Consider the following 12,655-nt stretch of genomic DNA (forward strand, 5'->3'; position numbering starts at 1 on the left):
TAAATGTTAAAAATTGTTATAGTTTCTTTCAAAATGTGTTTTATGATTGTGGAGTTAAATGAACCTTATGGTAATTAAATTTGTAATTGAGAAACACAAAAGAAGATGTAATTAATAAAAATCCTCAATATGAAATTCCATCATAAATGTATTTTCATGAACTAGAGCTATAAAAAAGTCCGCTATTACTTTTACCACCAACAATAAAAGCGAGATAAATATCACGATAAATTATATCAAATCCCATTATAACAACAATGCTAATGATGCAAAGCACTGAAATTGTTTTGAAAAATCTAATAGCTGGTTCTTTGGTTTGGATATTTCTTTTTAGCGCCAAAAAGATTGTGTAAGCATAAACTAAAAAGAAAATGTTAATTGGTATATTTGAAAAAGTATCAATTAATGAATCTGAATTTAAAACAACTGAGGGAACAGTTAGAAACGCAAAATAAATAGCAAAAACAATCAAATATAAACTAAATCCGCCAAGTCCTTGCTTTGTTAACTCAAGCTTAGTAAAGAATTTATGTCCAATAACGCTTCTTTCTTCTACAAGAGCTTGAAAACCCCTTAATGTTCCTAAATAGATTGAATTACATACAAAAAAGCCACTAAAACCAAGCATAAAGTAAATAATGATTTCAATTACTTGTTTGGTGTCTTTTTGCGAAGGATCCTTAAAAATACTTTTAAAAATATCAACTACGTTTGCATAACCAGTTAAAGCAACTCCGAGTGAAATAAAAAAGTAAATAACACCTGAAATTATAATAGTTAAAATAGATACAATTGGAATTTGCTTGGGTTTTTTCATATCATCAGCAAGATTTCCAATCATTAAAAAAGCATCAAAAGCAAAAAGCACTATTGGAAGCGAAAGCGCAAGTCCACTAAAACTAAACTGCTTGGTGCTTGCAACTCCATTTGCTCCATCGTTTAAAGTTCCCGTATCTACATTTGGTGAGTTATGACTACCAATAAACGCTATGATAATTGCAATAATTAAAGGAATTATTTTGAAGAAAAATGAAAATTGTTGCAATCGCACCGAAGCTTTTAATTTCAAAAAATTAAGCCCAATTAAGAAAATCGCAACAAATAAACTAGTTAATACAACATAACCAAAATGGATGCTAGTTACATTAATTCCTTTAATTGAAGCAATTGCATTAAAAATCATTTCAGTTGAAAAAATAGGTAAAATTGTGCTTAAAAGTCCATAGTATAAAAATGATTGATAAAGCTTTGCAATATACCCTTGCTTTGGAGTGGATAAATTAGCAATTCAACCGGATAAACCACTTTTAGAATGACCTGATTTAGACACTTGCAGAAAACAATAAGCAGTTAAAAGCGAAATTAGCGCGCCTAAAATTCAAACAACTAAAAAACTATACAAACTAAAATCGTTTGAATTTTCAATTGCTTGATTTTTAAAAATACTAATGTTTTTAAAGAAGATCCCAATCCCAATAACACTTGAAACACTAATTGCAAGCGAGGCAAAGAAACCTATCTTATGTGCTTTTTTCTGATTCATAATAAGAATTATAAAGAAAAATAGTGCTTTTTGCAATAATTGCTTAAGCAAAATTTGTTCGAGATAAAATAAAAGTTCATCCTATTTTTTAGGATGAACCAGCGGATTTGCTTTATGAATGTGACTATTTTTCAAGTGTTTTTTAACTTTACTTTAAAAACACTTCCTGAGTTTCCAAGTTGATACACTATAAAAAACGAATACATCTATAAATAAGGTGTATTCGTTTTTTATATTTAAAATTACACACATAGAATTAACTCATACATGCGATAAAATCTTTATAAATTTTTATATTTTCTTTATGGTTTTCATCCAAATCATTAATTATTTCTTGTACCACTTTTCCATTTACTTCTTTTTTTGTTATAGTCATCATTCTTAATGAATCCACAAATAAATCTAACGTCACTTTTTGTACTTCTCCATTGATTTCATAATATTTCTTTAATTTGTAAAGACAGTATTTTAAAACAACAAGAGCAATGAAACATAACAAAAGATGCGCAAGTATATGCTGTTCATTATGAACAAAAACAGGTCTAACTTGTAAAGAAGATTTTAATGTTCTGAAATTTTCTTCTACTTTTCATTGTTTTCTGTAAATTTCATTAGCTTTTTCTGGTGTTAAATCTAGAATATTGGTTTCAATAATGTAAAAACCATCTTCAGATTCTTTTTTCTTAATTTTCTCTCAATTTAATTTACCCACTGTTTTGCCATCAATGTCCATGTATTTCTTTTTATATTCTGGAACTAAAGAACTAAGTGGTAGTTCTCCATTTACAGTTTTCTTATTCAATTTATCAATAAAATTATTTCTTCTTAATTTATCTAAAGTATTTTTTCCAGGACTGAAAAACACACATCATTTTCTGTATTTACCGTTAAATCTATTTTTATTTCAAATAGATTCAACAATTTGTTCTTTTCAAAACATTTCATCTCTAAAAACATAATATTTGTCTTCAAGAATGAATTTTTTCATCCCAATACTTAATGTATCTAATCTTTTTTGAAATATATATTTAATTCCTTTTTGTTCTAGGAAACGTAAGTTTGCGTTGTTATTTATTCCACGATCTGCAACTATTGTAATATCCTTTATTTTATAGATTGATTGAAGTTCTAAAACGAAGGATAACATTGTTTTACCATCAGCTGTTTTACCTGGAAAAACTTTATAGTGTATTGGTATTCCGTTTTCATCTACAGCCATTGCTATGACTACTTGATCTTCATTGTGTTTTCCGTCTTTTGAAAAACCGTTTTTTCTTATTCCTTCTCTTGTAAAGCTTTCAAAATAAACTGTTGTGTTATCGAAGTGAAAAACTTTATTGTTACGATTTGTAAATTCATTTATTTTTTGAAATAAATTGACTAAAACAGAATTCTTATTTTCGAAAATAACATCAAGATAGTTATATATTGATGATTTTTTAACATTAATATCATTTATAAAATCACTTTTATTTTTATATTGTGACATATAGCTTCTTGGAAGGATAATTCTAGTTGCTATGAAAAATTCCAAAACCTCTTCTAACGATTTATGTTTACTTTTTGGTAATGCTGAAAATAAATTTAATTCTTTAATAACTTTATAAATTAAATCAACTCCAATATTTTGGATACTTGTTTTTACAGAAGTGGGTTTTAATAATTTAAAAAATTCTTCTTTTGCAACAGCTTTATCTAAAGATGTATCTACTTTTTTTGCTATTTCTTTCATATCTTCAATTGAAGATAATCCATACTTTTCTTTGATATCTTCTCAGTATCCTAGACCAATCTGATTTCCATAACCTTTTTTAAAACCTTTAGAAATAGCTAAAACTAAATAATATTTTCCATTTTGTTTTTTCTTGCATAAACTGTAACTCATGCTCTTATTATATCATTTTATGTATGTAATGTAAGTAAAAAAACATTTTTTTCTTTAGGTCATATATCTTTGATATATGTATAAAAAAATGAGCCTAAAAAATAGGCTCAACTTGGAAACTCAGGATTGCTTAAGCAAAATTTGTTCGAGATAAAATAAAAGTTCATCCTATTTTTTAGGATGAACCAGCGGATTTGCTTTATGAATGTGACTATTTTTCCTGAGTTTCCAAGTTGAGACACTATAAAAAACGAATACAGCTATAAATAAGGTGTATTCGTTTTTTTACATTTAAAATTACACACATAGAATTAACTCATACATGCGATGAAATCTTTATAAATTTTTATATTTTCTTTGTGGTTTTCATCCAAATCATTAATTATTTCTTGTACCACTTTTCCATTTACTTCTTTTTTTGTTATAGTCATCATTCTTAATGAATCCACAAATAAATCTAACGTCACTTTTTGTATTTCTCCATTGATTTCATAATATTTCTTTAATTTATAAAGACAGTATTTTAAAACAACAAGAGCAATGAAACATAATAAAAGATGTGCAAGTATATGCTGTTCATTATGAACAAAAACAGGTCTAACTTGTAAAGAAGATTTTAATGTTCTGAAATTTTCTTCTACTTTTCATTGTTTTCTGTAAATTTCATTAGCTTTTTCTGGTGTTAAATCTAGAATATTGGTTTCAATAATGTAAAAACCATCTTCAGATTCTTTTTTCTTAATTTTCTCTCAATTTAATTTACCCACTGTTTTGCCATCAATGTCCATATATTTCTTTTTATATTCTGGAACTAAAGAACTAAGTGGCAGTTCTCCATTTACAGTTTTCTTATTCAATTTATCAATAAAATTATTTCTTTTTAATTTATCTAAAGTCTTTTTCCCAGGACTGAAAAACACACATCATTTTCTGTATTTACCATTAAATCTATTTTTATTTCAAACAGATTCAACAATTTGTTCTTTTCAAAACATTTCATCTCTAAAAACATAATGTTTGTCTTCAAGAATGAATTTTTTCATCCCAATACTTAATGTATCTAATCTTTTTTGGAATATATATTTAATTCCTTTTTGTTCTAGGAAACGTAAGTTTGCGTTGTTATTTATTCCACGATCTGCAACTATTGTAATATCCTTTATTTTATAGATTGATTGAAGTTCTAAAACGAAGGATAACATTGTTTTACCATCAGCCGTGTTACCTGGGAAAACTTTATAGTGTATTGGTATTCCGTTTTCGTCTACAGCCATTGCTATGACTACTTGATCTTCATTGTGTTTTCCGTCTTTTGAAAAACCGTTTTTTCTTATTCCTTCTCTTGTAAAGCTTTCAAAATAAACTGTTGTGTTATCGAAGTGAAAAACTTTATTGTTACGATTTGTAAATTCATTTATTTTTTGAAATAAATTGACTAAAACAGAATTCTTATTTTCGAAAATAACATCAAGATAGTTATATATTGATGATTTTTTAACATTAATATCATTTATAAAATCACTTTTATTTTTATATTGTGACATATAGCTTCTTGGAAGGATAATTCTAGTTGCTATGAAAAATTCCAAAACCTCTTCTAACGATTTATGTTTACTTTTTGGTAATGCTGAAAATAAATTTAATTCTTTAATAACTTTATAAATTAAATCAACTCCAATATTTTGGATACTTGTTTTTACAGAAGTGGGTTTTAATAATTTAAAAAATTCTTCTTTTGCAACAGCTTTATCTAAAGATGTATCTACTTTTTTTGCTATTTCTTTCATATCTTCAATTGAAGATAATCCATACTTTTCTTTGATATCTTCTCAGTATCCTAGACCAATCTGATTTCCATAACCTTTTTTAAAACCTTTAGAAATAGCTAAAACTAAATAATATTTTCCATTTTGTTTTTTCTTGCATAAACTGTAACTCATGCTCTTATTATATCATTTTATGTATGTAATGTAAGTAAAAAAATATTTTTTTCTTTAGCTCATATATCTTTGATATATGTATAAAAAAATGAGCCTAAAAAATAGGCTCAACTTGGAAACTCAGGATTGCTTAAGCAAAATTTGTTCGAGATAAAATAAAAGTTCATCCTATTTTTTAGGATGAACCAGCGGATTTGCTTTATGAATGTGACTATTTTTCAAGTGTTTTTTAACTTTACTTTAAAAACACTTCATTTAATAAGTGCTAATAATTAATAAGGTAATTTTTAGAGCACCAAAACAAAGGTTATTTGTTTAGTTATTAAGCTTCATAAAGCATTTTAAGTTATCTAAGATTTAGTTCTTTGGAAATATGTAGTTGTAATTAAACTTTGAAGTTTTTCATCTACTGGCAAGATACCTTTATGAATATTGTTTTTACTTTCAACAATTTCGTAAATTGAAATAACTTTAGCATCATACCCGTTAATTGGTGTTGCAAAGTAATTTCTAAGCACAAAGTCATAATCAATTTCTTGAGTAGGGTTATAGTTAATAAAGTGAAAATTATCTAAAGAAAGATATTTTTCAGCAATTTTAGCTTCAATTGTTTCATTTGCAAAGTTGATTAAAGCAATTTTTCTAGCAAAATATGCTAAAAGAGCTTCTTTTTCTTTTAAAGCTTCTTCTAAGTCTTCAAAATCTTCTTCAAATCCTTTTGATAAGTATTTTAAAGTAAGTTTGTATGCTTGATCTTGAGAAGCATTAATTGCATCATCAAATAATTGAAGTGATTTTTCTTTGTTTTGAACACTTACAATTTGTTCAAGCAACCTATCAATACCATTATCTTGTAAGTATTTTCGAATTACTTGAGGATAAAAAGTAGTTCAATCTTCAAGATCAGCATCTTCAGAGCTTTCACCATCTAAAAAGGCTTTATGTAACTGATTGCTCTCTTTAAAATGCTGAATAATTTCTTGATTATCTAAGTTGCTTCAGCTAAGGATTTGGCTAAGTTTGTTTACTAAAGTTTGACTTTCTTCATTGGTGAAAATTTCCTCAAATTCTGAAGCTTTAAGGTTGCTTCAAATATCTAATAAAGCTTTTTCATAAAAAGTTTTTTGAAGGATTGAGCTATCAAAAATATTAATTCCTTGTTCTTTAAATTGCTCATAAAGCGATTTAATTGAAGGTAATTTATCATAAAATGAATTTTTAAATACATTTAGATACTCAAAGTTTTGTTTTTGGGTGTTTTTACTCGAAAGAACAAGTCCATCAATTAAAAGAATATTAAATTTAGGTTTAACCACTCTAATTTCACCTTCTCCAACCTCACCAGGGAAGTTATCTTCACCATAATATGAGTCTATAGCATCACCATTATACATAATAGCTGCATTAATATCAGGTCTTTGGTGGTTAATTAAGTTATTTACAATTTGAAGCCCATCTCCTTCAAAAGTAATGTGCTCACTGTTTTTAACATCAAATCCAGTTCCATCTTTAATTAAGGAAATAAATGAATCAATAAGTTGTGAGTAGGTATTATTTTCAACTTCACCAGTAAAATGCTCTGAAGTACGTCTTTTTTCATCTGGAATTAGTCAGTATGATGAACCATATAAAAGGTTATCTCTTATTGCGTCAGTAATGATTCAGTTTTTGTAACCATTTTCGCTAATTATTTTAAGTAAATTTACCATGTGATATAAATCATCACCATAAACGTTGTGATATGATTCAAAATCAATTTCACCTTCTTCATTTAGATGCTCTTTATCACTTGGAGTTACTTTGTTTGTGTTGTAAGCAAGAACTGCATCTTGTGAAAAATAAGGATAGAAATACTCTCATAAATGAGCATTTAAATCTCTTCCAAATTCATCTTTTTCTAAGTACTTATCGTATTGTTCAAGATGGTCTCAAATGTCTTTTCTTAAAGTTAATTTCACCATTTGTTTGGTAAGTTCATAGTTATCTTTAAGAATCGGCATATCAAAAAGCACTGAATAATCAATTTTAGCAATTAAGTGTTTGCGAATTAATTGAGTAGCTAAAAAGTCGGTTCCAATTCCAGCTGCTGCTTTATTATTTAAAATAGCATTGTAAAATTCGTTAATTTCTGAAAATTGCTTATAGTCAAAAGTTTTAGAAATAATCCCTTTGTTTTCTTCTGACATATACGCTTTAAAGTTGTAAAAACTAGGTAAAAAAGGTTTTTTGAGTTTTTGGTGTAAAGTAACAGAAACACCAGCAGTAACTGCGGCTACTGTTGTGGTTGCTATTAAAATGTTGCGATATTTTTTAAATTTATTAAACATTATTTTTGACTTTTGCTTTTAGCAACTGTATAAATAATGTTTCCAATAATTGTCATAAATAACACAATTGAACCAAAAACAAGTCCTCAAGCTTGGAATGAACCTTCATAAAGTTTAGTTCCAAGTGTTGATGTATTTGATACAGTTCTAGCGATAATGAAATCGTCAAAACTTAAGAATGTACTTACAATAGCAACCATAATAATTGAAGGAATCATGTAAATAAAATATGTTTTAAATCATGAAGCAATTTTTGAATACCCTAAATCTTGGCTTGCTTCAAAAAGGTTGTTATTAAATTTCTCACTTCTAGGTAGCATAAGTGAAATTCCGTATGGAAGAGCCATAACTGTATGTCCAATAATTAATCTCCCAAACCCTTCGCTATCTGTTGAGATGATTCCAAAGAAAATTCCAAATACAAGCACAAGACCAATAGCGGTGATGTTATCTGGGTTAATTAATGGAATATTTGAACTAGAAATAACTGAAGAACGCACTAATTTATTTTTTTGTCTATAAAGTGCATAAACAGTGATAAGTGAAAGTGAAATAACTAAAAAACTAACAATTAATGCAAGTAAGATAGTATTTACAAGAGCTAAATCACGTCCATCTTTAAATAAATTAGCTCAGTTATCAGTAGTCCCTACTGTTCAAGTGGTGTTGAATTCACCTTTTTTAGTTTGTTGGTTAAATGAAAATACAAAACCAAAAATTAAAGGTACATACACTAAAGTTAAAATGATGTAAATGTAGCTTCTTTTTAAAATTTCAACAATTTTACTCATAGTGTGCTCCTTTCTTGAAGAAGAAAATTACTTTTGGAGCAATTAATGTAAGTGAGTAAATTCCAATGAAAATAGCACTAACAACAACAACTAAGGCACTACCTGAACTTAAGTCAAATTTATTACCTGGGTTAATTTTTGAGTTAATTAAGTCCCCTATTAATTGTTTTTGTGACCCGTCTGGAAGTAATTTTTTACTAATAACAAAGGTAGTAGCACTAGCTAGGAAAATCATACCAATACCACTTAAAATTGCTTTAGTTGCATATGGAATGATCACTTTGTACATTGTTTGGAATGAGTTATACCCAAGGTCATAACTAGCTTCAACAATGTTTTTAGGCATATCTTTAAACACTGTATAAAGCGGCATAACCATAAGTGGGATATTTAAGAAAGTAAGCCCTAAAATAATAAATCATTCAGCATTTAATGATTTAGGGTCAGCTACCATAGCTAAAAATAATCCTTTAATAGCGTAAATTTTCGCAATAGTGAAAATTGCCATTGGACTAATAATTAAGCTAAGTGCGTAAATCCGGAAAATTTTAGATTTAGATGTTGAAATAAAATATGAATATGGAAGAGCAATAATAAGACATAAAAATGAAGAAATGACTCCAATTTTTAAGCTCCGTCCAATGATGTTTCAAGTGTTTGATTCTTTTACTAAAATTCAGTTGTCAAACCCTTCTTCATGCCCAACAACAGCGTTAGTAAAAATTAAAATAATTGGCAAAACAATTAAAAGAATTGCGATTAAAAAATAAGGAATGGCTAAAGCTAAACGACGATTAAAGTTTAATTGTTTAATTTTGGAAAGCATCGTTAGAATAATCTCACTTAGCGTCTTTTTTCATTAAATGAATTGAATCGATTGTTCAGCTTAAGTATACAGTTTCACCTTCTTCAAATTTTTTCGCAGTTTCTACGAAAATTGATTGAGTTTCAGAAATATCTACTTTAATATAGTAGTAGCTTCCACGATATGAAATATCTGAAACTGTACCTTTAATTTTTCCTTCAGTTGATTTAGGCTCTGCAATAATATCGATATCTTCAGGTCTAATTAATGCATCAACAATTTGACCTTTTGCAAATTCATCACCTTCATGAACTGTTTTAAATTCTTTACCAAGAAGTTTTACATTTCCATTTTCTAAGAATTTAGCATCAAAAATGTTTGAATCACCAATGAATTTAGCAACTCAAATATTAACTGGGAAATCATAAATGTTTTTAGGTGTATCATATTGCTCAATTTTTCCATCACGCATAACAGCAATGCGATCTGAAAGTTCTAAAGCTTCGTTTTGGTCGTGAGTAACAAAAATAAATGTAAGACCAAGTTCTTGTTGCACGGTTCTAAGAAGAATTTGCATTTTTTTACGGATTTTAGCATCAAGAGCACTAAGCGGCTCGTCTAAAAGTAAAATTTCAGGCTCAATAACTAAGCTACGAGCAAGAGCAACACGCTGCTTCATCCCTCCTGAAAGTTCGTTGATGCTTCTTTTTTCATTTCCTTTAAGACCAACAATTTCAATGATTTTGTTAATAGCTTCTTGTGTTTCTTCGTTAGTTAATTTACGTTTAAAGTGACGGTTTTCAAAAGCTTTTGATTTTTCGCTTACATAATTTTCTCAATATGAATATTCAAAATCTGAATCATCAAGTCAAGTAAGACGTTTTTTGTATTCTTTTGTCTCTTCATTTAAGGCTTCAAGCTCTTTTTCGTATTGGTCTTGTTTTTCTTGTAATTTAGAAATTTTAGCAGCTGCTTTAGCTTCTCATTGCACAAGTTTCTTTTGGTATCTATCGATTGTTTTTTGACTAATTTTGTCTTTATCTTTTGGAACTCTTTTTAATTTAAGTCCATACATAATGTTTCCTTCAACATTTAAGTGAGGGAAAAGGGCATAATCTTGAAAAATTGTAGAAACGTTTCTTTTGTATGGAGCAAGATCTTTAATATCCAGTCCATTAAATTTAATTTCACCACGGGTAGCTCATTCAAAACCACCAAGTAATCTTAAGATAGTAGTTTTACCACTACCACTAGGTCCAAGAAGAGTTACAAACTCTCCACGATTAATGTTTAAATTAACTTCATCTAAAACAGTCTTATTACCAAATTCTTTGGTAACTTCAACTAATTCAATAACATAATTATTCTTTTTTGTGTTTGTTTTAACACTTTGCATATTATTTTCCTCCTTTATTTTAAATTGAATAATTAATTATTCAACTGGGAGGCACAATCATAGATATTTTCGCAATATTCTTCTACAAATTTTTCAAGCGCAGGGTAGTGAATATCGCAAAAATTAATCAATATCCATTTAATTGCTAAATGAATATTACGTCTTACCATATTTTTCATAGATTGAATTTTACCAAAATGTAAAAAATCGATAATCATTTTATCCAACAATTTTGCTCTTAAAAAGTTTTGAATCCACTGCTAAAAACATACTTAAATTATCGACATTTTCTTAAGTAAAATTAAAAGTTTTAGAAACGATTTTTTTATATCTTATTTAGGCATTAGCATTTATAAAAATTAGGCTTTTTAATAGCTAGGTGAAAAAAGTTTATAAAACCAAAAATAACAAAAAAGCTTACTTTTCATTTCTTTTTTAAACTTTTTGCATTAAAATTATATCCATGAACACACAATCAAGCATAAAAGCTTTCAGTGAGAAAAACTTCATTTTCTTCACAATTAACTTCATAGTGGGATTTGGTTTTGTTAGCACCATTTTGACTATTACTAATTTAAAAGCTCTAGGTTTATTAACTATTTTATTAACTTCATTTATTACCTTAGGAATTGTTCTAGTTTTTTCAAGATTAGCAGCAGTATATAGCGAAGAATATGGCGGATCATATTACTATGCCAAAAAGATAGGGGATTCTAAAGCTAAGAAATTATTTGCTTTTTGAGTTGGTTGAAGTCAATTTATGCAAGGGCCAATTCTTTCAGCAGCTGGACCATTATTTTTAGCTACTGCAATTTCGGTAGTTACTGATAATCAAATGGTAATTTCAATTGTTAGAGGAATTTCATTTTTATTTTATATTTTGCTTATGTTTATTTCCACATTTGGGCTCAAATTAAGCACAAAAGTTATCTATCTTTCAGCAATTATTAAATGAACCATTATCTTTTTAGCACTTCTACTGTCAGTTTATTTAGCTTTTAAAAACCCAAGTTACTCAACCAATTTTAGCGGGTTAATTGATAAACCTAAAAGTGAATATGCTTATTTAATTTCAAGCTCAGTAATTTCATTTATGTATGCTTTTGGTGGTTTTGAAAGTATTGCTGCAATGACTAAGGATGCGCAAACTAATAAAATTAAAAAAGTGCTCTTTTTATCTTTCGGATTTATTGTTGGGTTTTACTTGGTATTTTACTTAGTACTTTTAGGGATAAACTCAAGCGTTTTAAATGGGCAATTTAGTAATATTTTCCTTAAAACCTGATCAATTACTGGACTTGTTATTTTTGTAATTGGGACTATTTTTAATCAAATTTCATCAAAAATTTCAACTGTCTTAGTTAATTCAAGGCAATTAATTCCGCTTGCAGAAGATGGATATTTGCCTAAATTCTTAATCAAAACTAATTCACGTGGTGAATATCGCAATGCTATTTATTTTTCGCTTGGACTTACTATTTTTTCATTAATAGTGTTTTGGGCTCTTCCTGAGTTTTTAAATCTTAAAAACTTCTTCCTTTCAGTTATCGAGATAGGAACGATTTCATTTTTAGTTCAATATGTGCTCACTTTCATCACAGCGCTAATTTTAGAACGCAAAAATAAGGTAATTACAATTCCTTGATATGAAAAAATCATCTATTATTTAGTGATGATTTTGCTTATTAGCTTAATTGTTATTTACCTATTCCCAATGATTGTAGGTCATTCCTGAAGTGTTGAAAATACTATTGTTTTAGTTTCGTATCTAGCTTCATTAATCATTGGTGGAATTTTATTTGTTATAGCTAAATTTAACAAATAGCTAGCTTTAAGTTGCGTGCAAAAGGTGCGTAACTTTTTGCTTTCTGCTCTAAAATTTAGAATTATTGAATCTTTAATTTTAAAGTGTTATAATTTAAAAATTATTAATGTATAAGGTTAATTATGCTATCTAAAAGCAAAATA

At 27.8% G+C, this 12,655-nt stretch carries 8 protein-coding genes; 1 reads left to right on the top strand and 7 read right to left on the bottom strand.

Annotation, left to right across the window (positions count from 1 at the left end):
• Positions 1-40: 40 nt before the first annotated feature.
• From EXC51_RS01520 to EXC51_RS01550, 7 genes are all read right to left on the bottom strand, one after another.
• On the bottom strand, positions 41-1,543 hold the full coding sequence (locus tag EXC51_RS01520; protein ID WP_129619951.1) for an amino acid permease: 1,503 nt from the start codon (positions 1,541-1,543) through the stop codon (positions 41-43).
• Positions 1,544-1,799: 256 nt separating this feature from the next.
• Positions 1,800-3,428 carry an IS1634 family transposase gene (locus tag EXC51_RS01525; RefSeq protein ID WP_129619950.1) on the bottom strand — a complete coding sequence of 543 codons (1,629 nt, stop codon included), beginning with the start codon at positions 3,426-3,428 and terminating at the stop codon, positions 1,800-1,802.
• A gap of 311 nt (positions 3,429-3,739) precedes the next feature.
• A complete protein-coding gene (locus EXC51_RS01530; RefSeq protein ID WP_129619949.1) occupies positions 3,740-5,368 on the bottom strand; it encodes an IS1634 family transposase in 1,629 nt (542 codons plus the stop codon).
• A 350-nt stretch (positions 5,369-5,718) separates the two neighbouring features.
• Positions 5,719-7,695 (bottom strand): hypothetical protein, encoded by a 1,977-nt coding sequence (locus EXC51_RS01535; protein WP_129619948.1) that lies wholly within the window; start codon positions 7,693-7,695, stop codon positions 5,719-5,721.
• Positions 7,695-8,486 carry an ABC transporter permease gene (locus EXC51_RS01540; protein ID WP_129619947.1) on the bottom strand — a complete coding sequence of 264 codons (792 nt, stop codon included), beginning with the start codon at positions 8,484-8,486 and terminating at the stop codon, positions 7,695-7,697. Before EXC51_RS01540 ends, EXC51_RS01535 begins: the two co-directional genes overlap by 1 nt.
• Complete coding sequence (locus EXC51_RS01545) at positions 8,479-9,312, bottom strand: ABC transporter permease (RefSeq protein WP_129619946.1); 834 nt, start codon at positions 9,310-9,312, stop codon at positions 8,479-8,481. The genes EXC51_RS01540 and EXC51_RS01545 overlap by 8 nt, the downstream gene beginning before the upstream one ends.
• Entirely contained in the window at positions 9,296-10,687 is a 1,392-nt protein-coding gene (locus tag EXC51_RS01550) for an ABC transporter ATP-binding protein (RefSeq protein ID WP_129620204.1), read from the bottom strand. The genes EXC51_RS01545 and EXC51_RS01550 overlap by 17 nt, the downstream gene beginning before the upstream one ends.
• A gap of 463 nt (positions 10,688-11,150) precedes the next feature.
• On the opposite strand from EXC51_RS01550, the gene EXC51_RS01555 reads away from it, so the two are divergent.
• A complete protein-coding gene (locus EXC51_RS01555) occupies positions 11,151-12,512 on the top strand; it encodes an APC family permease (protein WP_129620205.1) in 1,362 nt (453 codons plus the stop codon).
• The last annotated feature ends 143 nt before the right edge of the window (positions 12,513-12,655 follow it).

The organism is Mycoplasmopsis gallinacea (genome assembly GCF_900660495.1).
GTDB lineage: Bacteria > Bacillota_I > Bacilli_A > Mycoplasmatales > Metamycoplasmataceae > Mycoplasmopsis > Mycoplasmopsis gallinacea.